Origin of the sequence: Desulfoscipio gibsoniae DSM 7213 (assembly GCF_000233715.2) — a bacterium.
GTDB lineage: Bacteria > Bacillota > Desulfotomaculia > Desulfotomaculales > Desulfallaceae > Sporotomaculum > Sporotomaculum gibsoniae.
In genome coordinates this window covers 150434-173262 of record NC_021184.1, presented here as the reverse complement: position 1 = coordinate 173262, position 22829 = coordinate 150434, and the positions used below count along the sequence as shown (strand labels likewise).

The 22829-nt window shown below is 42.4% G+C and carries 25 protein-coding genes and 1 pseudogene; 7 read left to right on the top strand and 19 right to left on the bottom strand.

The window, feature by feature from the left end:
- The first annotated feature begins 242 nt into the window (after positions 1 to 242).
- Positions 243 to 1262: a spore photoproduct lyase gene (gene splB, locus DESGI_RS00955; protein ID WP_006524714.1), complete on the top strand. Its 1020-nt coding sequence runs from the start codon at positions 243 to 245 to the stop codon at positions 1260 to 1262.
- A 480-nt stretch (positions 1263 to 1742) separates the two neighbouring features.
- On the opposite strand, the gene DESGI_RS25495 is transcribed toward splB, so the two are convergent.
- The 7 genes from DESGI_RS25495 to DESGI_RS26350 form a co-directional block, all read right to left on the bottom strand.
- Complete coding sequence (locus tag DESGI_RS25495; RefSeq protein WP_052543915.1) at positions 1743 to 1973, bottom strand: PEP-utilizing enzyme; 231 nt, start codon at positions 1971 to 1973, stop codon at positions 1743 to 1745.
- A gap of 3 nt (positions 1974 to 1976) precedes the next feature.
- Entirely contained in the window at positions 1977 to 2732 is a 756-nt protein-coding gene (locus DESGI_RS25490) for a PEP-utilizing enzyme (protein WP_006524716.1), read from the bottom strand.
- Between the two features lie 26 nt (positions 2733 to 2758).
- Entirely contained in the window at positions 2759 to 3805 is a 1047-nt protein-coding gene (locus DESGI_RS25485; RefSeq protein WP_337833198.1) for a PEP/pyruvate-binding domain-containing protein, read from the bottom strand.
- A gap of 16 nt (positions 3806 to 3821) precedes the next feature.
- Entirely contained in the window at positions 3822 to 5180 is a 1359-nt protein-coding gene (locus tag DESGI_RS00945; protein ID WP_006524718.1) for a PEP-utilizing enzyme, read from the bottom strand.
- A gap of 244 nt (positions 5181 to 5424) precedes the next feature.
- Positions 5425 to 5907 (bottom strand): GNAT family N-acetyltransferase, encoded by a 483-nt coding sequence (locus DESGI_RS00940; RefSeq protein WP_006524719.1) that lies wholly within the window; start codon positions 5905 to 5907, stop codon positions 5425 to 5427.
- 27 nt (positions 5908 to 5934) lie between these two features.
- Positions 5935 to 6321 carry a hypothetical protein gene (locus DESGI_RS00935; RefSeq protein ID WP_006524720.1) on the bottom strand — a complete coding sequence of 129 codons (387 nt, stop codon included), beginning with the start codon at positions 6319 to 6321 and terminating at the stop codon, positions 5935 to 5937.
- Between the two features lie 190 nt (positions 6322 to 6511).
- A complete protein-coding gene (locus tag DESGI_RS26350) occupies positions 6512 to 6799 on the bottom strand; it encodes a group II intron maturase-specific domain-containing protein (protein ID WP_353740037.1) in 288 nt (95 codons plus the stop codon).
- 780 nt (positions 6800 to 7579) lie between these two features.
- On the opposite strand from DESGI_RS26350, the pseudogene DESGI_RS00925 reads away from it, so the two are divergent.
- Both DESGI_RS00925 and DESGI_RS24250 read left to right on the top strand, forming a co-directional pair.
- Positions 7580 to 7708 (top strand): annotated as a pseudogene (locus DESGI_RS00925) ((Fe-S)-binding protein); the annotation flags it as partial.
- Positions 7709 to 8183: 475 nt separating this feature from the next.
- Positions 8184 to 8342 carry a hypothetical protein gene (locus DESGI_RS24250; protein ID WP_157872704.1) on the top strand — a complete coding sequence of 53 codons (159 nt, stop codon included), beginning with the start codon at positions 8184 to 8186 and terminating at the stop codon, positions 8340 to 8342.
- Positions 8343 to 8493: 151 nt separating this feature from the next.
- Here DESGI_RS24250 and DESGI_RS00920 read toward each other — a convergent pair whose 3' ends face one another.
- The 11 genes from DESGI_RS00920 to DESGI_RS00880 all read right to left on the bottom strand — a co-directional run bounded on the left by DESGI_RS00920 (position 8494) and on the right by DESGI_RS00880 (position 16592).
- Entirely contained in the window at positions 8494 to 9339 is an 846-nt protein-coding gene (locus DESGI_RS00920; RefSeq protein WP_006524722.1) for an Rpn family recombination-promoting nuclease/putative transposase, read from the bottom strand.
- Positions 9340 to 9747: 408 nt separating this feature from the next.
- Positions 9748 to 9951 (bottom strand): hypothetical protein, encoded by a 204-nt coding sequence (locus tag DESGI_RS25480; protein WP_006524723.1) that lies wholly within the window; start codon positions 9949 to 9951, stop codon positions 9748 to 9750.
- Between the two features lie 62 nt (positions 9952 to 10013).
- A complete protein-coding gene (locus DESGI_RS26275) occupies positions 10014 to 10280 on the bottom strand; it encodes a flavin reductase family protein (RefSeq protein ID WP_337833190.1) in 267 nt (88 codons plus the stop codon).
- Positions 10180 to 10584: a histidine kinase dimerization/phospho-acceptor domain-containing protein gene (locus DESGI_RS24245; protein ID WP_006524724.1), complete on the bottom strand. Its 405-nt coding sequence runs from the start codon at positions 10582 to 10584 to the stop codon at positions 10180 to 10182. Before DESGI_RS24245 ends, DESGI_RS26275 begins: the two co-directional genes overlap by 101 nt.
- 329 nt (positions 10585 to 10913) lie before the next feature.
- Complete coding sequence (locus tag DESGI_RS00910) at positions 10914 to 11369, bottom strand: type II toxin-antitoxin system VapC family toxin (RefSeq protein WP_006523264.1); 456 nt, start codon at positions 11367 to 11369, stop codon at positions 10914 to 10916.
- Complete coding sequence (locus tag DESGI_RS00905; RefSeq protein ID WP_006523263.1) at positions 11362 to 11664, bottom strand: type II toxin-antitoxin system Phd/YefM family antitoxin; 303 nt, start codon at positions 11662 to 11664, stop codon at positions 11362 to 11364. Before DESGI_RS00905 ends, DESGI_RS00910 begins: the two co-directional genes overlap by 8 nt.
- Before the next feature lie 255 nt (positions 11665 to 11919).
- On the bottom strand, positions 11920 to 13635 hold the full coding sequence (locus DESGI_RS00900; protein ID WP_006523262.1) for a methyl-accepting chemotaxis protein: 1716 nt from the start codon (positions 13633 to 13635) through the stop codon (positions 11920 to 11922).
- 67 nt (positions 13636 to 13702) lie between these two features.
- Positions 13703 to 14164, bottom strand: a complete 462-nt coding sequence (locus DESGI_RS00895) for a hypothetical protein (protein WP_006523261.1) — start codon at positions 14162 to 14164, stop codon at positions 13703 to 13705.
- A gap of 2 nt (positions 14165 to 14166) precedes the next feature.
- Entirely contained in the window at positions 14167 to 14919 is a 753-nt protein-coding gene (locus DESGI_RS00890; RefSeq protein WP_245561138.1) for a ferredoxin-like domain-containing protein, read from the bottom strand.
- Positions 14920 to 15369: 450 nt separating this feature from the next.
- Entirely contained in the window at positions 15370 to 15684 is a 315-nt protein-coding gene (locus DESGI_RS25275) for a hypothetical protein (protein ID WP_006523259.1), read from the bottom strand.
- Positions 15675 to 16592: a tyrosine-type recombinase/integrase gene (locus DESGI_RS00880; protein ID WP_006523258.1), complete on the bottom strand. Its 918-nt coding sequence runs from the start codon at positions 16590 to 16592 to the stop codon at positions 15675 to 15677. Before DESGI_RS00880 ends, DESGI_RS25275 begins: the two co-directional genes overlap by 10 nt.
- A gap of 137 nt (positions 16593 to 16729) precedes the next feature.
- Between DESGI_RS00880 and DESGI_RS00875 the strand changes: the two genes are divergently transcribed.
- From DESGI_RS00875 to DESGI_RS00860, 4 genes are all read left to right on the top strand, one after another.
- A complete protein-coding gene (locus DESGI_RS00875) occupies positions 16730 to 16954 on the top strand; it encodes a hypothetical protein (RefSeq protein WP_006523257.1) in 225 nt (74 codons plus the stop codon).
- A 222-nt stretch (positions 16955 to 17176) separates the two neighbouring features.
- Positions 17177 to 18799 carry a methyl-accepting chemotaxis protein gene (locus DESGI_RS00870; protein ID WP_006523256.1) on the top strand — a complete coding sequence of 541 codons (1623 nt, stop codon included), beginning with the start codon at positions 17177 to 17179 and terminating at the stop codon, positions 18797 to 18799.
- Positions 18800 to 19469: 670 nt separating this feature from the next.
- A complete protein-coding gene (locus DESGI_RS00865) occupies positions 19470 to 21068 on the top strand; it encodes a methyl-accepting chemotaxis protein (RefSeq protein ID WP_006523255.1) in 1599 nt (532 codons plus the stop codon).
- A gap of 283 nt (positions 21069 to 21351) precedes the next feature.
- A complete protein-coding gene (locus DESGI_RS00860; RefSeq protein WP_006523254.1) occupies positions 21352 to 21993 on the top strand; it encodes a response regulator in 642 nt (213 codons plus the stop codon).
- Between the two features lie 40 nt (positions 21994 to 22033).
- Here the strand turns inward: DESGI_RS00860 and yyaC are convergent, their stop codons facing one another.
- A complete protein-coding gene (gene yyaC, locus DESGI_RS00855) occupies positions 22034 to 22582 on the bottom strand; it encodes a spore protease YyaC (protein WP_006523253.1) in 549 nt (182 codons plus the stop codon).
- Between the last annotated feature and the right edge of the window lie 247 nt (positions 22583 to 22829).

The following is a 22829-nucleotide window of genomic DNA, read 5'->3' as shown; positions in this document are numbered from 1 at the left end:
CCGGACCTTCCTAAATAATGTGTAATTATTTTATTATGGCACATAATGCTTTGAAGAAAAACAACAAATTGAGCCATTACACTGAAAAACAAATCTTCATCCTTCTGCCGGTGTACGTTAGCACCAAGAGCTATCCATATCACGGAAATTAAAACTGTTGCATTCGTTCATAATAAATCAGCTATGCATTTTATGGATATCCTAAGCGATATATAACATTACCCGGGACCGGAGGGAATATTTTGTTTATACCAAAACGGGTTTTCTTTGAGCAGGCAGCGCTTGATTACCCTCTGGGTCAGCAGCTGTATAAAAGATTCAAAGCAGACGGAATACCCGTGGCCATGATCGGCAGTCATAACCGGGTGACAGGCATACCCGGCAAAACGCCCCGGGAAGCTTATCTGGAGGCCAAGCGCACTCTGGTGGTAGGGGTGCGCCGTACGCTGCAGTTTTCACCGTGCAAACCATCAGCCCACTACCAACTGCCACTGAGCACCAGTTGCAGCGGCCAATGTCAATATTGTTATTTAAACACCACATTGGGTAAAAAACCATACGTAAGGGTGTATGTGAATATTAATGAAATACTTCAGCAGGCGGAAAAGTATATAAAAAAAAGGGCGCCGGAAATCACCTTGTTTGAGGGAGCAGCTACTTCCGATCCCATTCCCGTGGAACCGTATACCGGCTCGCTGGCCCGGGCTGTGGAATTTTTCGGCCAACAGCCTCTGGCCCGTTTCCGTTTCGTTACCAAGTTCACAAATGTGGATACGCTGCTGGATGCCCGGCACAACGGGCATACCCGCTTTCGCTTCAGTATCAATACCGACTATATTATCAAGTCTTACGAGCAAGGCACCCCGGCAATCCATGCCCGGCTAAGTGCAGCCCGGCGTGTAGCCGAGGCGGGTTACTCCCTGGGATTTTTAATTGCCCCTATTTTCAACTACCCGGGCTGGCAAAGCGATTACACCGAATTAATCCGCTCCCTGGCAGAGGAATTACTGCCTGCAGTCGGGCAGGACATTACCTTTGAATTGATTTCCCACCGGTTCACAGCATCGGCAAAGAAACGTATCCTGGAAGTGTTTCCCGACACCACCCTGCCTATGAATGAGGAAGAACGCAAGTTTAAATTCGGACAGTTTGGCTACGGTAAGTACGTTTATCCAAAGGAGACGCTGGAAGAGATGGGCGAGCTGTTCCGACGGGAGATTAGCGAGCATTTTCCTGGGGCCAAAGTGGAGTATTTGGTTTAAACGGCAAAAAAAAAGCGCCTCTTTCGGCATTAACCGAGTGGCACATTTTGTAAAATGCGACTTACAATAATTTGATTAGGTTGCCCCCGAAAAGAGCAATTTCTTTTAAGACTTAAGTCTAGAACTTATTTATAATAAAACAATAAAGCAACGCCCTCAAGTTTCCAAAGAAAACCCTGGAGGTATACCATGTTAAGCCGGGAATGGAGTAACTGGAGTTATGCTTAGTATCTTATTAACTAGAAAACCAGATAAAGCAGGAAATCTCTAACCAGGATTTTCATAAGGGGGAACCTTAACATAAACCAATTCATTATATCCCTTTTTTGTACATAACAGCAAAGCCGATATAACGATATTATTCATTAGTACTTTAAGTTTCCTCTTCAAAGGAGCTGTTTTGTTTTAGCCAAATTAACCTACAATACTATCGGAAGATAATCCACCCGACGTTGTAATTTAATCCCTGATTATGAAATGTTAAAGATATACCTTACCCTCATCGCCATCGACAGTAATCAACTGATTATCTTTTATCATTTTCATTACGCCTGGAATGTTCACCACCGCCGGAATGCCGTACTCGCGGGCGACAATGGATCCGTGGGACAAAGACGATCCTTCCTCCATAACAATGGCGGAAGCCCTTAAAAATAATGGCGTCCAGCCCGGGTCCGTCGACGGGGCCACCAGCACGTCTCCAGTCTGCAACTTTTACCCTTCGTTTGGATGATTAATTGCCCTTGCCGCACCGGAAGCCCTTCCCGCAGCCACGCCCATACCTGCCAGCGCATTGCCCTGGCTGCGAACGGCGGGTTCCGTAAAGTGAGGGACTTCATCGATAATAAAGTCAGGGGGTGAAAGCGCCTCCAGTTCTTTTCGCCTGGCCTTCCGCTCGGCCACCAAAACGTCCAGTCCCCTGCCGCTCCAGTCCCCTTGCAGAATGGAGATAGTTTCACTCCAAGTGCAGTGGTATATATCGACCGGCTCGGCAAGAATTCCCCTTCCTGCCAACCGGCACCCTATCTCCTGGAATACTAAACGCATATTAGATATCTGTGCCTTAACCAGTACGGACTTAGCCGTTTCTCTAAGTTCCGCGCCTTTCAGGGCTTGTTTTAACAAAGAGTTAACCAATCTACGCCTGTAAAAAGGGACCCTTTTGTTTACCTCCCGTATTGCCTGATTCGCTTTTTCTTTTTGTCTGGCTTTAATTTTGCCATAATCGGCGGTTTCCATGGTGCTCTTTACGACATTCAAGAGATAAGAAGGGTCTTCCCGCCAGCGAGGGTTGATGATATCCATTTCGTAAACTCCCCGATGTCCGTACTCTGCCAGGAAGTTCCGCAGTGACTGCTTGAACGGGGCTTCCTCCGGCAGTTCTTTTTCCCACAGGAGAGGATTATAGTTTTCACCGGAAAAGAACCTCCGGGCGGAGGCGTCCCCCCGGGCAATTTCGGCCATTTCCATCAGGCGGTAGCCGTGCTGCGCGCTGGTTATATCTCCCCCCCTGCCATGAGAGCGTTGGCCATAGCTTTCCCTTTACCGGGAAAATGTTTTTCCAACCCTTTCACAAGTGGACTTATATCACCAGCAGAGACTAAAGACATAAACACCGGCCAAAATTCCCTGTATGCACTTCTTGTCTCAGAAATTTTATTGATTAAATCTCTTTCTGCCAGGCTCTTAAGATTCTCTTTTAATAAGGCTACTGTAAAACCTTCAACTTTAGCAAAAGATTTTGGCGCGTTTTTTTTAATTCTCAGTCCTAAAAAAATTACTTTCAGCAAGCGTCCCAGTCTTTTTAATCCTTTTATTCCACGGTAAGGTTTTTTTTCGCTAATTTCTATTTCCGGGTGGAACCCACCCGAAAATTCGTTTATCAGCCTAGGCGCAATGCCAAAAGCGTCAAAATTGAGCCATTGGATAATGGACATGTTGAAATATAGCCGGCCCTGATATAATCTATAGCCCTTTAAGCCCGGGGGTGCTTGGTAACCTGGTATGTCGAGTCCTGCAATAAGATATTGCAGGAGGCTCCAGTTTAGGGTTGATTGGACCATGGGCGCGGCATCCCTGAAGTTGGCATTGGACCATATATCCGGCTGGTTTTTAAGTCCATCAAAAGTGTACCTGGGCAGCACCGTCACCGGCCTAGCCTGGACCAGGGCAAAATCCTTACCATCAAACACCCATTCGATGTCCTGGTGCTGTTCACTGCAACCAAGGGAATCAAAGACCCGCTGGATCAGCAAACCCAGTTTGCGGATATTCTCATCGTTTAAAACCTGACTCACCGGTGACCCGGCGGATTCGACAAATTCCGTCCCGCCGATTATCCTAGCGATGGTTTTCCCTTCTTTGCGGCCGATTATTTTTTGGGTTATTTCAAGCGCAGGGTCTAAACGGTATTCATCCGGGTCGACGGCGCCGCTTACCACGCTTTCGCCCAAACCGAAATTGGCGCTTATCAGCACCAAGTCTTCCCGGCCGGTGCTGGGATCGCAGGAGAAGCCAACTCCGGCGGCAAAGAAGCTTTTCAGATGTGCTTGCGAATTTTCAACTATGACAATTCATTGGCACCTGAAGACAAAACAGTAGTTCAGGCTTTACTGGAGACAGATTTCGACTATTGGTATCATTTGCATGATGACAGAGCCCTTTATGATAATGAAAAGGAAAAGATGGCCAACGATGTACTCCTCTGACTGGAGACACTCTACCCCGGCATATCCCGGGTAGAAATGAGTGATGTGGCCACCATACCTTCCCTTCTTCCCCGTCCACGGTAACCGTTTGGCTATCCTTTATAACCTTCATTACCTCCGGAACGTTTATTACCGCCGGAATACCAAATTCACGGGCCACAATAGCACCGTGAGAAAGAGATCCCCCGGTCTCCATTATCAGAGCAGCAGCCTTTATGAACAATGGTGTCCAACCCGGGTCGGTTGATGGGGCCACAAGTACCTCGCCAGGATTCAGCCTGCTTCCTTCATCGGGGTGGCTGATTAGCCGGGCTGTACCGGTTACTCTTCCGGTGGCAATACCAATACCGGACAATGAGTTCCCCCTTTTAGCAGGGGTGACCTGAGCAGCGTTAGGATGCCGGGGAGTTTCGTCAGCGATTACGTCAGGCGCAATCAGGCTTGCCATATTTTTATTTCTTACCTTGCGGTCCTTTACCAACATAGCAAGCCCACGACCGTCCCAATGGCCGGCCAGAATGGCAGTCAGGTCAGGAAAGGAACAGTTAAACACATCTTCCTTCCTCTCCAGCACTCCCCGATCAGTCAACCGGCGGCCTACATCCAAGGCTATAACGCGCATGGGTAGGGCCATCCTAACCATCCCGGACTTGGCTTCTTCCCTCATTTCCATACCCCGTATGGCCTTACCTGCCCAGTAGCGGATAAGCATCCGCCTAAACAAAGAGACGCCTTTGCGGATTTCCCGCCAGGCCTTTTGTCCTTTTTCCCGCTGGACAGATCTCATTTTGGAACGGTCTGCCGTATGCAACATAGAACGGATAATCCCCAGGAGATAGGTTGGATCCTCCCGCCATCTGGGATTGGCCAGGTCTCCCTCGTAAACCGCCCGGTGCCCGTACTCCTCCAGGTAAGCCTGGAATGCCTGTTTAAAAGCAGAACTGTCCGGTAAATTTTCCTTCCATGATAGGACCTCGCAATTTACCGAATTAAAAAACTCCCGGGCAACCGGCTCCTTGCGTGCTATTTCAGCCAATTCCATCAAACGGTAGCCGTGCTCCGCGGTAGTTATAGCCCCCTGTCCCGTCAGGATGTCGTTAGCCAGAGCGCTCCCCTTACCTGGAAAACTTTTTTCCAGAGTATCCGTTAACATTTTTAATGGAAAGCCCGAGGAGATATTCATCATTCCCGGGATGTTTGTATAAGCCACTTAAGAGCAAAGGCACCTTTTCATCAGGAACAACAGCTTTAAGAAGGTACAGCAAATTAGATAAAGGGGCTTCGCTTTCAACCTGCGAAACCCCTAGTTATTTAACGAGTTTATCTTCGCACAACCTGTAAGACCCCGCCCCCTTAGGTCGGGGATTAACAGGCTGTAAGCTCGAAATAAGTGCGACTAAGGCTTAGCGGATAGGGGACACACCTCTTTCGGAGGAATGTCCCCAACGTATGAGTCAAAACCCCACCTGAACCAAGTCTTCTTTATAAAACCCCATTCCTGCTCCGTAGACATCATTCGGCCTTTCGGTAAAACCATATTTTAAATAAAAACCTTCTTTTCCCTTTGCAGACATTAGCCCTATAAATGAACCTTCCGGTGCGTACTGTTTCAAAAACTCCATTATCCTTTTCATTATTGCAGTTCCAATACCTTTTCCCTGAAATTCTTTTTGAACAATGAAATCCTGAATATAAAAATACATGGAACCATCCCCAATGACTCGAGCAATTCCAACCGTCCTATTATCAGCAACCGCACAGACCGAATAAATCGATAAATCAAGCGCGGCCTTTACTGTTATCTCATTAACCTTTGGCCAACCAACTGACATTCTAAGCGTATTGAATTCTTGAACCGTTGGCAGACGTTCAATAATATCAAATGCACTCAAAACAAATACCCCCATTGCAGTCCCCATTGCTGAAACTACTAACACAATTACCCCTTCTTCACCATAACATTCTTAAAACCATTTCGCTTTAGAATATAAAAAAAAGAGAGCCAGAGTAGAGAATTTATGTAATTTCTCATACCGGGCAAGCGGTACCTCAACACTTTTGTCAATCAAAAGCTCCTGAATTGAATGTTCAATTTTTCTAATCATGCCACAACTGGAAGGAACCAACCAGGTTAAAAGCGGGTCTGAGCCTAAAACTACCATTTCATCTTTAGCTTTTGCCTTTTTACAAATATCCCTGGCTAAACTTAGAATACTATTTGCTACTCCCTGGTCCAGAGCTTTGGCCTTCACTACAATAAATATAACCGGATGATACCCGAGGGAGCTGGTTGCCTTTCTCCAGGATGTTAATTTTGGACTATGGATTTCGCAATTAGATACTACCGTCACCCCGTTGTAAAACCATCATAAATGCAAAAAAATTCCCTTTCGCCTAATTACGCATTACAAATTGCGTTGGTATTATATACATTATTTTGTAGAGTCGGAAGAGGTGGGCCACTTTTGAGGCCTGCCTCCGTCCGCTCGATCAAACAGATCGTACGGTTTTCCCGTAATCCGCTTTCCTCAATTGATGACTTTACGATTGTGAACGTAGGCTTGGAATTAGGCTAATAAGATTAACTAACTTAAAATGGTCGTATAGAATTGTGGGAGTGTACTTTTTCCACCCTGCATTTCGCCACCGTTTGAATTGATGTGACCATAACCTTCGGACTATCCAGTTATTCAAGCGGTTGAATAGCTTTCGGACATGAGCTTTACGGTAATAGTTTCCCCAACCTCTAATTACCGGGTTTATCCAGTCAATTATGTCCTTTAGGGTAAGTGATATCCTGCGCTTTGTTCTTGCTCTGATTTGATCCATAAATCTTTTGACAGATTTTACTTTGGGTACGGCATAGATATTTAATTTAGGTTTGCTTTTAATTTTATTATCTGGCTGTTTCAACCCTTTACCCATTTTGATTTTGTAGCCTAGGAATTCAAATCCCCATTTGATGTGAATAATTCTAGTTTTCTCGGGGTGTAGCTTGAGCCCCAGGTTTTGCAAGATTCGCCTGGCTTCTTTCAGCACCCAATATGCTGTCCCGACGTCCCCTACCCGGGCAATAGTTAATGCCTGAGGTATGTTTTTCTTTTCACCTAAACTGCGCGACGTCCAGCCGCCTGAATTTTACAATCCTTAAACATTGAAAAGAGGGAGCCTCTTGACTCCCCCAAATGAGAATGCCTGTCGTACAACAACGGGAAAGCTCTCGAAATCCCGTTGATAAACAGCGATTCTCTTTTTACCAAAATCCCCCATCCGGGGGATTTTTCCTTCTATCTTAGATGGTATAATATAGCCAGCCAGTGAATTGGTGAATGACTATGCGAAGGTAGATAATCTTTGGGGATCAAAGGTTAAGGTTTAAAAAAATAACCAGCCATAGTCATAAAAAGGGAAAACTGGGTTGCAATGCTAGAAATGCTTCTTTCTTACATTGAAGAAAGGCTTTTGGCACCTTTTCTTGTATTCAACCCATTTCTAATCTTTTTACATTGGTAGTTTGACCTTAAGTTGTTATGTTTTCATTAATGTTAATACATTTATAGTCAAAATTAGAGCTTAACAAAATCAGTTTTCGGAAAGGGGTAATAGCGGATGTCCCAAGTCGATAATCCTCTGGAACTTTATAAGTTACTCCCAAAATCAAATTGCGGGCAATGTCAAGTGCCTACATGCATGGCCTTTGCCGCCGCGGTAATCAAGGGTCAAAAACGTCTTGATGAACCTTTTCTACCGGGCAAAGAGTGCAGCGCCTTCTTTTCCGCTGGTAAACATTGAAACAGTTCTTGCCAAGAACGCAAAAGTTTGGTCTACCAAGCTTTTGCCATAGATTTGTCCAGACTATTTCGTAATCTTTGCTGATTATATGTATCGGGTCCGTAATACAATTTAATATATCTAATGGCAAATTAAAAATAATTGAATTAATTCTTTCCTCTATTTGCAACATTTCGCTTCCTACCCTCTTTGTCAACTTCCTGATGCAAGAGATGAAATGTAATAGATTACACCTAATATATCATATTTAAGGTGCTTTTTTATTTACTCTTAAAGTCTGGCTTTCTTTTCTCAATAAATGCATTCATTGCAGCGGCTATAACCGGTTTTAAGCTTTTTCCCAGTCGTCAATCTTTAAAAGAGCATTCTCCCTCATTTCGTAGTTGATAACTTGCTGAGACAGTTTTGCAGCAAGCAGGCTGTGTCAGTTGAAGTAGAACTGCATATATTTGCCGTTAATTCATCCAGAATCCTTACCGCCTCTGAAGCATATGCCACTGCCGGTCCTCCGCCCATCAGAATGGCTACTGACATGGCCTCCATTATTTTATTGTCCCGGCTGACTCTTGAGGCAGAGTAATTAAACCTTCGTGGTTTTAGTTACTTATCCGAATATGGATTTATCATATTCTTTTCTTCATTTCAGTACGTTAAACAAAAAAGCAAGATTTTAATTAACTTTTTCAACCCTTCTTTAGAGAAATTTTGAAACAAGCAATTACGCTGTAGTATTAGTTAAGTCCTTCTTTCAGTTTCAAAACTGTCTGTTTGTCCAACCCGGTAATCTTAACTACAAATTCCACTTCGGCACCTTCTTTTAAGGCTGTTCTGGCTATTTCCTGCTTGCTTTCTTTTATGCCTTCTGTTCTACCTTCTTTTCTGCCTTCTTCTCTGATCCATTGTTCTATCTGGGTCATTTTCAACACCTCCATCAGGCGTTTTTTGTATTCATTTGATAAATGTTTATCGGTTATCACTATTAGGCCGGACATGGCAAAAACTCTTTGCCTGTCATCTTTCAGCCGCCTGGCTAATTCCAGGGATTGAACCGCTTTTTCTTCTATTCTTTCCCCGCTTTTCATGAGGGGCAGAAAAATCAATATCATCAGTTCTTCGTCATTCAGCAACTCTTCGGCTGTTATCTTTTGCTGCAGTCTTTGGCACTCCGCGTCACCATCGTAGTCTTTCATATATATGTTGGTTACCTTGTAGAATATGGAACCACAGTCCAGTATTTCAGGGGCCTCTTTTATGTTGCCGGAGTATATTACGGCGGTGTTAACAATCCGTTCCTGTTCTTCCCGGCTTGTTATCCTGGCATCATACAGCATAAACCGTTTCATGTCTTGCTTGTTTACTGTGGTCTGGAACTCCAAATGCAGCAATGTATCGTCTTCCAATAGAAAAACTGTGTCGGTTCTGGTTTCCTTTGCTTCTATGGCGGGCAGCGACGTAGGTGACAGCCCTGCTATCCTGGCTGTTTTCAGTCCAAAGAAGGACAGTGTTTTATCTTTGAAGTTTTCAGCCATACATTTCATTAAAATATCGTTGCTGTTACGGGTTATTTCGGTGTCCATTTTGTTTCACCTGCTCTACTGTAATTATATATTACCAGTTGAAGATTGAGAATACTGTGGGGCTTATTTGAGGACTCTTTTTTAAGCATTCAGCACAAGCAACTTGATAATGCTGCGTAAACAATGAAAATGGGAAATGGCCTAAACCCAACTGTAATAAGGGCTCAAGCCATTTCGAATAACATGCGGTACCACGATTTGGGGGGGTGCGAAACTTAACTTGTAATTTAACATTGTCGCACGTTACACATCATCCAGCCAACCCGGGCATCTTATTTATTTTTCCGCCAAAATAATCTTGTGATCAACCAGAGCCAATTACAATATTTTTGCCCTTATAATTTTTTTTCTGGCGAACATATCCTCCAGCATAAGATCATCATGTTTGCCTCCCCCCTAACCACGTTTTTACTCCGCAGCTGTCCGGTCTTCTTTTCTGAGAAACATTTCCGAGTAATCCGCATACCTGCCGGCATATACCGGTCTGGTAAACCAAAGCCCCTTTTCACCCAGCATGACGGAAAGCGGCATCGCCCGCTCGTAGTCCATTTCTCCGGCCTCATTGAAGAAACCATCATCCACCTCCAAATGAACCACCGTACCTATAACCAAAGAATATTTTTCTCTTTTGATTTCCTCCGTTAAAATACATTCCGCCCGGGCCAGGCAACCTTCTATGCCCGGAGGTTTGACCTTCCTGGACGGACGCGAAGCCCGGCCTTTTCAAATTCATCAACCTCGGGGGGATAATTTTTAGAGCAAATCATAACCGGCTCAGCCATGCCGGCAGTCGGCACATTAATTACGAACTCCTTTGTTGTGCGGATGTTGATCAAAGTGTCACGCTTTATCCAGGAACTGAGAACAATATCGTCGAAAGGCCTCAGTATGGGAGTAATGTTTGACCAGGGAGCCGCATTTTTCACTCCGCTCCCGCTCATCGTCGATATCAGCACCACCGATTTGTTCCTTGGTTCTGCTTAAAAACTCCTCTTCTTCTCTGGGGCAAAGTCCTTCTTCAAGCAAAAGGGAATTGAATACCTTAATAGCAGACAAGGGGGTTTTAATCTGATGGGAAATATCGGTAACCAGGGCATGCAGGTTTTCTTTTTCTCTCCTTAGCTCTTCAAACCCCAGTTCCATTCTTCGAGACATCTGCCCAAACTGTGATTCAAGACGGGAGAATATACCTTCTTCTTCCGCAAAAACGGGATATTTACCATCCATGATTTGGTCTACAGCCATAGATAGATAATCAAGTTTATGAACCAGGCATTTTCCTATTTCTGGTAGATCTTTTTCAAGGCTTTAGTTTCCAGTATGATCATAATTTCTTCTCTCCCTTCAGTGTTAGATTATCACCCGCAGCTTACAATCGGCTGTAATATTCCTTACGATTTTGTAAGCTGGTATTAGCTACTAATCAAAGTGTTAAGTATAATTCATTTTTACCCATTAAAAGAAAAAATGCCAGCATCCACGAGGATGCTGGCATTGGTTGCTAATGCGTTAATTCGCCAAATGGTCCTAATTTGCTTTAACATATAATGGTTACACGTTTAGGTGATTGATAATTATGAGGTAAATTCTTTGAGCAGCTTGACATTATCCCTGTTACTCAATGAATTTACAAGTCTCTCATCTGCCGTCCAGAATATGCAAACTTCATCGGACTGTCTTGAAACGATTTCAGCCACCGCTAAATAAGCGGCATCATATAAAGTAGGAAGATTTTCTGTTTTAGCGATACGCCATGCTGTCCGGGCAATAGCCCTATCACCAACGTAATTAATCAGTTCTAAACGGTTAAACTCTTCCCAAAGCACTTCCGCTTGCTCAGAGTCCAATAATTTCCGTGCTACTTTCTTGCAGAGAACCGTTCCTACTTCGGCCCAGGCAAAATCAGGTAAAACAACGGTTTGCCGGTTAGCTGCAATCTGCTCAAATAAATTTGCCGCGTTTTCACTGTCCTCTTCCAGAACCAGCAACTTAATCAAAACACTGCTGTCGAGACATACATAATCACTCATCCCTACGCGCATCCCCTTCGCGTAGCCGGCGAATAAGCGGCGTGGAGTCCGGCTGTTTTTTCATTTCACTCCGTAACCGGGCCAGGCGTTGAAGCGAGTTTCTGGTAGTTATTACTTTTTCATAATGTTCGGCTTTCTTGAGTTTCTCCTGAATATCCTTATATGTTTGAGCCTCAACGATATATGCGACTGGTTTTGAACGCTGCAGTATAACTACCGGTTCCTTTGTTTTTAAAACATGGGCAATGATTTTACTTGCGTTTTGTCTTATTTCGGTAATATTAAACATGGACATATTTATAACACCACCTTTAATAGTACATATTAATGATAGCATATAAATACATCACTGGCAATACATGTATAGTTGGCATATTAAAAAATCACCTATACAACGTTAGAAATACAGGCCTACTGTTTCTCCCGTCCGGCATTTACCATTTCAACAATCTACTTCGCCCATAATGATATCAAGACTACCCAAAATAGCCACTACATAATAATTTTAATGATTTTAGCTAATTGACATTAACCTTATTCATTTAACATTTTAAACTTTAAATTTGCCAACCAATTGTTTTAAATCAACGGCCATCTTAGTTAAACCTTCATTAGCAGCTGAAACTTCTTCCATTGTTGCAGTCTGTTCTTCTGTACTACCGGCAATGTTTTGAACACTGGTTGATATTTGTTCCGACGCTACCGCAACGGTATTAATCTGATCTGTAACTCCTTCAATTGATTCCATAATTACCTTAAATCCATTTCCAACTTCTTCAACTAGGTCTGTCCCTGCTTGAACCTGTTTATGGCCATCTTCCATTGCTTTAACAGCTCTTTTTGATTCCTCCAAAACTGTTTCAACAAGTTGATTGATATCCTTTGCAGCGCTACCTGACTGTGCTGCCAGCTTTCGTACTTCCTCAGCCACTACAGCAAAACCGCGTCCATGTTCACCTGCCCTGGCGGCTTCAATGGCAGCATTGAGAGCTAGTAAATTTGTCTGGTCTGCTATATGGGTTATGAGGTCAACTATTTGATAAACTTGGGTTAAGGTATTGGATAGCGTTTCAACAACCTGGGATTCCTCGTTACTGGTTAAAGCGATCGTTTTCATTTGATCAATTACTTTTTTAATACCCTCGGCACCCTGTTCAGCCTCCTTAGATGCCTCTAAAGACAGCGCTGCAACCTCTTGTGCATTTTGGGAAACTTGCTCTGTTGTAGATGCAATTTCACTTACAGTCGCTGCGGTCTCAGTTGCCGCAGCGGAGGTTTGCTGTGCGTTGACCGATAATTGTTGTGAGGTGTCCGCTACGCTATTTGCATTATCATTTACCTGTGCCATAATATTTCTTAGGTTGGACAGAAATTTATTAACAGCTGCAGCAAGGTCACCAATTTCGTCTTTTCTACTAATATCAATCCTCTGAGTTAAATCTCCACCTTTTTCCGCCAAAACATTAAGTTCGTTTCTAAGAGTATGAATAGGTCTAACAATTTGGCCAGTTAACAAAAGTGTTAAGAGTATAGCAAACCCGGTACTTATTAATAAAGCAAGAATAAAAAACTGACGCATCTTGTTGTACTGAGCAATAGAGCCGTTTTTTGTTTCCTGAGCCGTCGAATCTGCATGTTTTTCAATTTGCAATACAATTGCATCTATGAGATCAGTAGGTGCACGGTCAATGCCTTTGACCATGTTATCTACAATGTGATAGCTATTGGGATTTGTGGAATCATAACTTTTTAAGGCCTCACGATATTTCACTCCTAAGTTTGCATGTTCTTTTAAAGATTCGTCTACCATAGAAACGCTGATACCTTGTTTCTGCATAAGGTTTTTTAGTGTTTCTAATTCACTTTGTACTTTAGCCTCTTCGTTTGTGAAATTTATGTAATATTCTTCAAACTTTTCAGGATCATTCCCACGTATCAAAATGTTTTTCCATTCTTGAACTTGTTTTTTGAAATGTACCTGGGCACTTCTTGCTGTGTTTATTGACTGTTCTAATGTTTTTGCTGTATTTAAGCTAGTTACCAGATTCTCGTTAGAATTACCGAGGTTAGTCAATCCAAGTATACCAATCCATATTAACAGGATGATCATTAGGGCAGTTAGTATAAGTAGCTTTGTTCCAATCTTTAAGTTATTTAACAAATTATCACGTTCCTTTACCGCTACTTTTAGAGTTGAAAGATTTTTAACTTCTGTTTGCATACCGGTATTTTGGTTAAATAAGTTTGGCTTTGTTCCCGTATTCAATCACGAAATTCGCCTGCAAGCTGTATAGAGTTAAACCGCTGAATAACGCCTTAAATCTTGCTATACTTTATTCTTTTTTCCTTTGCATCTCTTTGGCCAACATTCTGGCAATTTCAGGGTCCTGTTCCTTGACCATGGCCAGGTACATAAATACATTGCCCGGGTACTCTATGTTTTTTTCCAGGATAGTGTTTTCCAAACAGGTACGGGCCAGGGAAATTACGCAATCAGATGAATGGTTATCCCGGCATTCCCGACACTGCAAGCAAGTTTGAGCTAAAGCGGGAACAATGTTTTCTACAAAATAATGCTTCATATCCGATTGGGTAATATGCTTACGAGCACCTGGAATGTCAAGAATCCCCTTTTGCCGGGCAAATTGCAGGGACCGTAGAGCAAATCCGACCATACATGCCGCCGGTTTGCAATCACCGGATTGAAAATGGTCGCACTCAATACATATTTTTCGCAGCGGCAAGATCATGGCATCAAGGTCAACCAGTGCAGAAGATCTTAGGGTGCCGGTCATTTTTACGCCTCCTCTTTCCCGGATATAAATGCTAAAAATTCATTATCCGACTGTTCCTGCTTCGGTGCAAACATCCCTTGGGGCGGGATAAACTCCCCCAACCCCACCCTGGCCACGGTGGAGGCCAGTCGTTCCTTGGGCTGGGCCAGTTTGGAGTATTTATCTATTACATGTTCAAACAGTTTGCATACCTCGTCGCCGGTCAAATCCTCCGCAAGCAATTGGCCATGCAGCGGCTTCCTGGTACTGCCGCGACCACCAATATATACATCGAAAGAATCCCGACCCCGCGCAATAACCCCAAAGTCCGCGCATAACGGATCGGTACATCCGCGTGAGCAACCGGCCACCGCAATTTTTACGTCCTTATTTAATTCCCGCCCCAGATATTTTTCTTGCATAACAATGCCAAGATCCAGGGCATCTCCCAAAGCTCGCTGACATAGTGCAGTATTTCCGGCACAGGCTTTCACGGCTCGAACGGTCCCGCCATAAGGCGAAACGGACAAGCCAAGCGCGGAAAGACGGGCTTCCAGCTTGGCCAGATCTTCCTCGTTTAGCACTGCTACCACGGTTTGCCTGGTGGTCAACTTCAACCTGAATACGCTGCATTCCAGAGCAGCTTGTCCCAAGCCGGCAAACTGCTCCGGGGTAAATACGCCACAGGCCGATACTATGTTGACAGCGTACATTCCATTACTCTGTTTAAAAATAGCCTTGTTCAATGCTATACCCTGGTTTCTGAAACCTATCAAAACCTACAATAGGTTCCTCACCCGTTCGACTACAACCTCAAGGGTTGCCAGCAACCACAAGGGTTGTAAACGGGCGGCAGTATCACAGGATTCAACTGCTTAGCTACAGGCTTTCGCCTGTATTTCGAGTAAATCTTACAGTAACCCGCCGCTAACCTTGAAGGCTAACGTGCTGCCCGAAAGAGGGTGTTACCCACCGCCTAGTTGTTAACTGTACAGCACAGCCTTTCACTACGTGTACCGTGCCATACTTTAGCGCGAAATTTATGTCAAGGTGTTAACCCGAAACTAAAAGTTGTTTTCTGTAATGCTGCCAAGAGACCAGGCTTTGCACCTCCTTCTTGGTATGTTTTTTTATTGCGGCAACCACCGCTTTTTTTATGAAGCTCCACTGTTTCCAGTTGGTTAGCTTAGAAAAACCGTCTTTCTTTTTCTTTTTGATAAACTGCTTTACCAGTGGCCGGGTAATTTTTCATGGTTACATCCTATCCCCGCCGGGCTAATTACATAGCCTGCCGCTTCGTGGTTGGAAAGACCGTATTGAACCTGATATTTTAAGATTCCGATAACTGATGTAAAAGCCGGTTTTATTTTAACCAATGGCACACCTTTTCTTAAAGCCCGGCGCCGCGTCATAGCTAAAAACTTCGACCAAATAAAACCGTGACTCATCCGGTTAAACTTGGCAGTCACCGATTTATCGTCTTTAAATTCCAGGTGCCAAACTTTAGTTTTATCAACATGCCTGCGTATATCTACTCCCAAGATAATCGCTCTACGGCCTTTTGTAGATCATCTTGAGAGGGAGCTGTATATCTTTTGGTAATATCCAGGGAGCTATGCCCCGCCATTGCTGCTACCTGATCTATGGGGATACCCATGTCGATCGCGTTTTTACAAAAGGTGTGTCTTAAAGTATGCGGAGTTACCTTTTCAAGTTTGGCAATATACGCATATCTAGCCACCAACTTTAGAACTCCCCTGGTTGAAATGCTTTTCCCGTATTTGTTAGGAAATAGCGGTCCAGTAGGATTTTCGGCCAACCAACACGATAGTATCTTTCTAATTGTACTGTTTAGAGGAACCTCCCTATATTTATTCCCCTTACCGGTTACAGCGACCTTACCACATCTAGCCGATATATATAGATCACTTCTTCTTAGAGAACAAAGTTCGCTTACCCGCAGCCCGGCATGCAGCATCAAGCTTGTGATGGCTTCGTCCCGCTTACTACCAGATTGGCGAACAGCCCTTATAAGCCTAGCTTGTTGAGGTCTTGTGAGCCAACGTGGGACAGGTGTACTTGCAATAGCCACCATTTTAATATCTTCGGATGGATTATCTTTAATATACCCTTCCTTTTTTAGCCATGAAAAAAAAATTTTTAAACTAATAATGGCTCTGTTTACAGTTGTTGGCGCTACGCCATTACCTTTATGTCCTCCGCTTTCCTGCATAAAAGTACGATATTCCACTAAATCCAATGGTGATGTGGCGTTAACCAAAGAAACATCGTATTTACTAATACTCCATTTTATAAATCTATTAACATCTCCAACGTAGGAACGAACAGAACTGCCACGGTCTGTTGCTTTTAAGTAAGTTTCAAATTTATTGATTAGAAGTTCCAACTTATCAGAACTAAATATTTCGTTCCCCTCGTCCTTGATCAAGTAGTAAACACTCCCTTTATGTCTGTTTATTTAAGTTATGTTATTCATTATATCAATCTAGATACGAATAAGTCCACTTATCTGAACATTAGGGAAGATAGAAATTCATCAATTTCTTTTTACTGTGAGAGGTAAGAATGGAAACAAAAACTTCTGTTTTAAAAAAATTACTCCAACATTATGAAAATGTTAGCAAACCGGCCTATAAATTTTTTCCTGCAAATGACAATCTTATTACTTCAGGACTACATGATATCGATAAAATCAATATCCCGTTAGTTGTATTAAACAAGGCCGGACCGCTTATTCAGGAAGAATACTTTAATAAAAAAACACCCCCAATAGAGCGTGACGATTGTTAAAGGTATAGTTATTTTGGGGAAATTTCTACTACTATACCACATCATCATGAACATTGGAGATGGTAACGGCAAACCGTTGGCTTAAAAGACTCTAAGATCCCGGTATATAGTCGAAAAGTTATGCAATAATGAACGTTTTTAACACACAATATGATAATAGGATGGTGTTACTGTTTAACCTACAAGAAGTACTTAAGGATCATAATTAAGGGGAGGCTAATTATGAGATTCGGGAATATGAAACTCGGACTAAGGTTGGCACTTGGCTTTGGTATTATTCTGTTATTAATGATTGCAATAATAATTACCAGTATTGCTGAGATGAAGCAGATCGACGACAAACTCAATCGTATTGTTAAAGTTAATATAGAGCAACAAAATGCAGCAAATGAAATGCTTGATGCTGTACATATTGTTACTAGAGTAATGCCAACCATTGTTTTATTAGAGGACCCTCAATCAAAACAAAGAGAGAAGGAAAAAATTGAAGAGGCCCGGCAACAATATAACGAAGCCGAAGCTCGCTTTGAAGGACTGGTGAATTCAGATGAAGGAAGAGAAATTTTTGAAAGAACCAAACAGCTGAAAGAAACATCCAGAAATGTCAATGATAATATTACTAATTTGGCAATGGCCGATAAAAGAGAAGAAGTACTAACACTTCTATTTGAAGAATCCATTCCCAAGGTTACTGAATGGAGGAACACTTTAAGTGAGCTTAATGAATATGCGGGTGAGCGTACCCGGATGCGATATGAGCAAGCGCAAGAAAGTTATCGTTTGGCGAGTTTAATAATGTATTCAGCAGGAGTTATAGGTTTATTATTAGGTCTAATAATTGCTTTGGCTATTGCACGAAGCGTAACGAAACCGGTTGGTGAATTGGTAAACGCTGCACAAACAGCAGCTTCAGGTGATTTAACAGTAGATATTTATACAGGGTCTAAAGACGAGATAGGAATCCTTTCTGCAGCCTTTAAAACAATGATTTCGCATCTACGTGAGGTGGTTATTGAAATTAAAGAAAAGTCAAATACTGTTGCCGCTTCTTCTCAACAGCTAAGTTCAAGCGCACAACAAACTGCTGCTTCGGCTAATGAAACATCGGCCACTATGACCGAGATTTCTTCTTCCGTAGAACAGATTACCTCTAATATACAAGAGATAGCCACTGCTTCGGAAACAGCAACAGAGCATGCCACTGAAGGAAACAAAGGCATAGAAAAAGTTACGAAGCAAATGCAGAGTATATCAAACACCGCTAACGATGTTTCTAAAGCAATTGATGGACTTAACCAAAAATCCCAGGAAATAAACCAAATTGTTGAACTGATTACCAACATTGCAGATCAAACTAATTTATTAGCACTTAACGCAGCAATAGAAGCCGCCCGGGCTGGGGAACATGGGAGAGGATTTGCAGTGGTTGCAGAAGAAGTTAGAAAGCTGGCCGAACAATCAGCCAGCGCAGCAAAAGAAATATACAAACTAGTTAATGCTATCCAGAATGAATCTCAGAAAGCTGTAGGCGTAATGGCGGAAGGGGGAAAAGAGGTAATCGCCGGTACGGATATAGTTGGAGAAGTTGGTAATAATTTTAAAGGTATTATAAATACCGTCCAAGAACTAACTTCGCAAATCCAGGAAGTGGCATCTGCAACAGAACAAATGTCAGCCGGTGTTCAAAATGTTGCGGCCTCTACGGAAGAACAAACTGCAACAATGGAGGAAGTTTCAGCATCTGCTGATTCGTTATCCAGGTTATCTATTGAATTAAATGATCTTGTAAATAAGTTCAATGTAGATAAATCGCAAAAAACAGGTGTTGACCTTAATAAAAAGTAGCAAAACTTAGTGTAAATAAGTTTGAAATCTCAGTACTTCAGACAGCTTTTTTAAAAAAGAATGTTACTAAAAAGCAATAAGGACGTGCCTATCCATTAGATAATAGGTACGTTCCTATTGCTTTTGTTTTCAGGGGATAAATGTTCAGATAAGTGGACTTATCTGAACTGAAGCTTAAGCTAACTAACTATCTATACATCCAGAATAGATATACGACTTTTCTAAAAGGCGCAGAAGAACAGCAGAATTGGTTCTGATAAGTCAAAAATATAAGGTTTATTTTAATTTTCGATAACAGGTTTCAAAATCCTGCATTTTTTTATTATAAGTAATAAAATACCAATATACCGGAACCCCTTTTCATAACAGTTATGGTTCATACCAATAAATTACCTTGATTAGTTTATATTCCATATTATAAATAAGGATTTACAACCTCTTAAATAAGGAAAACCCTAATGTCCTGCTTTTTATTATATTTCGATATATAAAGTAGGGAGGCTGGGTTTTTCTTTTCTTAGTACGAATAGCTTTTAGGCAAATGGCTATTTAAAAGGGGGTGCAATAGGTGGAACAGAAGCAGGTGGTAATATTGAACTCGATAATTGCCTATGCGGAGGGACATTATGAAAGTTAATAAAATCATACACCAACTAGGGAGGTTGACAATATGAAGCTCAAACTGGGTGCTAAAATAAGTCTGGGTTATGTCATGATGCTAATAATAGTTGTAATACTGGGCAGTAATGCTTATTTCAATCTTACATCTATTAAAAAAGATATTAATAACATAAGCAAGGCAAGTGAATGCTTAATCCTACAGTTTCAAACTGAAAACACTTTTAAAGATGCCGTAGCGTCCATGAGAGGCTTCATTGCTTATGGCGATGAAACATATTATCAACAAACGGAACAAAGTATAAACCAGGTACTGGATAACGAAAACAAGCTGCTGCAGATAGCCACGGAAGAAGATAAACCAGAAGTGCAAAAGTTAATCGACGCATCAAGCCAGTACAGGGACGGATTGATCAACAGGCTTGCCCCGGCGGTAAGAGCATACCATAATGAACTGAATGCCGGGAATGAAGAGCAGGCCGATGCTAAATTTGCGGAAATGAATGTTATCACCAACGAGCTTATTCCTTATACCAATCAGCTTTCAGAAAGCATTCAAAAGCTCGTGGAAAATAATAATCAAATAGTTGTCCAAAGTTTAAATGAATCCAATTCGGACGCTGCCAAGGTCATTACGGCATCCACAGTTATGCTTTTCATTTCGGTTATTATCGGCATTATATTAAGCGCTACTATGACCAGGATGTTGAAAAACCCAATTTTACAAATGGTCTCTGGTGCCAATAAGTATGCTGACGGTGACTTGAGGGAAAAGATAGAAATCAGGTCAGCCGATGAACTGGGGGATCTGGCCGCTGCACTTAATCAAATGCAAGCGGGATTCATTAGCATAATCCAAAAAATCAAAGATTCTTCCAGTCAATTGTCGGATTCGGCTCAACAGCTGACATCTCAAGCCCAACAAACTTCCGCTGCGGCGGCCGAGACAGCATCCACCATGGGTGAGGTGGCAAGCACGATGGAAAACGTGTCTGAAAGCACCCAGGATGTTTCCCGACAGGCAGACATTGCGTCACAACACGCAGATAAAGGCTTCCATGGTATTGAAATGATCACCGGACAAATGCAGGAAATTTCAGCATCCAACATACAAGTTAACAATTCAGTGACAGCTCTTGGCACTGCGATAGGCAAGATTGGCCAGTTTGTTGAAGTAATTACCAACATTGCCGATCAGACTAACCTTTTAGCCCTAAACGCCGCCATAGAGGCTGCCAGGGCCGGAGAAGCCGGCAGGGGATTTGCTGTTGTGGCAGAGGAAGTGCGTAAATTGGCTGAACAGTCCGCCCAATCCACTAAGGAAATCAAACAGCTGATCAAGGAAATACAAGACCAAGCAGATCAGGCAGAGCAAGCTATGTCTATTGGGGTAGAAAGAGTTAACCAGGGTAACAAAGTTGTTAGTGAAGTAGGTGAAAGCTTCTCTGAAATCATTAATGCCGTTAAAGAGCTGACAGACCAGGTGCAAAACGTTGCTGCTGCCGCTCAGCAGGTTTCCGCCGGGGTACAAAACGTAGCCGGGACCACCGAGGAACAGACTGCCGCCATGGAGGAAGTCTCAGCCTCAACGGAAGAACTAAATAAACTGTCCGCGGAACTTAATAACGTGGTAATGAGATTTAAAATATAAAACCTTTATTGGCAAGTCAATATACTCATTTGTATTGGATAAAGCCAAATCAACAGTAGCCCGGCATAATTCCCCCCCCAATAGCATAAACGTATCCAAGGGGTTTCGTTTACAAACAGCGGACGCCCCTTGGTTTTTTATTTTTTATTTGGGTTTCAATAAAGTGTATAATGGTTTTTGGGGTAAGGTATAAGAAGATAAAGAAAAAGGAATGATGAGCAAAACGCCAAATTCATTGAACAACATGGTTTCTAAACAGGCATCTTTGGGAGTGTTGACATAAATGAGAATTATGATTGCTGATGACCACAAGATGATTCGCGAAGGTCTTCGGGCATTGTTTAATGGACACCCGTGTATGGATGTAATAGCAGAGGCGGTTAACGGTAAAGAATGCATACAAGTAGCCAGAGAAACATCTCCGGAAGTTATTATTATGGATGTGGTTATGCCTGTACTAAACGGTATCGAAGCTACACGTCATATTTTATCCGTTAATCCTAAAATAAAGATAATTGGTTTGTCTATGTATTCCGACAGGCGTTATATAGCGGAAATGTTTAAGGCGGGGGCATGGGGGTACCTGTTAAAGGATTGTGCTTTTGAAGAACTGGTAAGGGCGATAGAATATGTTACCGCCAACCAGTATTACCTCAGCCCCAGCGTTACAGGGGTTTTAATTCAAGACTATCTATACAAGAACTGCGAAGCAAATGTCTTTTCCTTGTTAACACCCCGGGAACGCGAAGTACTTCAGTTGATAGCGGAAGGTAAAACCACCAACCAGATCGCCTCGCTCCTCTTTGTTAGCAAAAAAACCGTGGAAACACACCGCAGGCAAATTATGAAAAAGCTAAATTTAACAAGCATTGCTGAGCTTACCAAATACGCCATCCGAGAGGGCCTAACATCACCTGAAATATAAATTTAAAAATATAGTATTTAAAACAAACCGTTATATTTTATTAGTTTGACGCGTATTTTCCTATTCTTCTTCTATAGGCTATAACGCTTATAGCCCTCACCAATAGATTTGAGGCTAACCATACCTTGTTCATACTGGTGCAACCCAGCACCAAAAAGTTAGCAAAGCCATTAGCTGCTACGTTAAACACCACTGAAGCGTCCCCTACTGGAGCTAGTTCCCTTTGGAAAGCCGCACCGGGACGAACAGGTTTCTTGCCAAAAAACAAGTTGCCTACATCTTTGAAATGTCCCATAGTTGCATCAATGGCCACTACATAATTACCATTGTTCAATTGCTTTATTTTTTCTTCCATGTTCTTGGCATGTACCGTATCGTCTAAAGACCCTATTACATTAGGAATGCCTATCCTTTTTAATAGTGTACCGGTTAGCGGACCAAAACAATCACCGGTGCTCGAGTCTGAACCAATACAAAAATACGATACGTTTCTTCCGGGAGGCGGAAGAATCGCTTCCAAAGAAACGATAGCTTTGCTTAAAGCAAACTTATCGTCATAGTATACTGAGCTGTGCAGTTCTTTTTTCACAATACTCCCCCGCCTAATTAGCTTTAATCTAAACATTATCATTTTGAGTTTAAAATTATATTATGCGCAAGTAGGAAAAAAAGTATTAAGACAGGGGGGACGTTTCGTTTGTCTTATATTAAAGATAAAGAATGGTAAAAATATCATGTAGACATTTACAGACACCTTATAGAACATTGTCCATGAAAGGCACGGCATTAAAAACACGTTGAAGTAATTATCAACGTGCTCTCTGTATATTAGATCA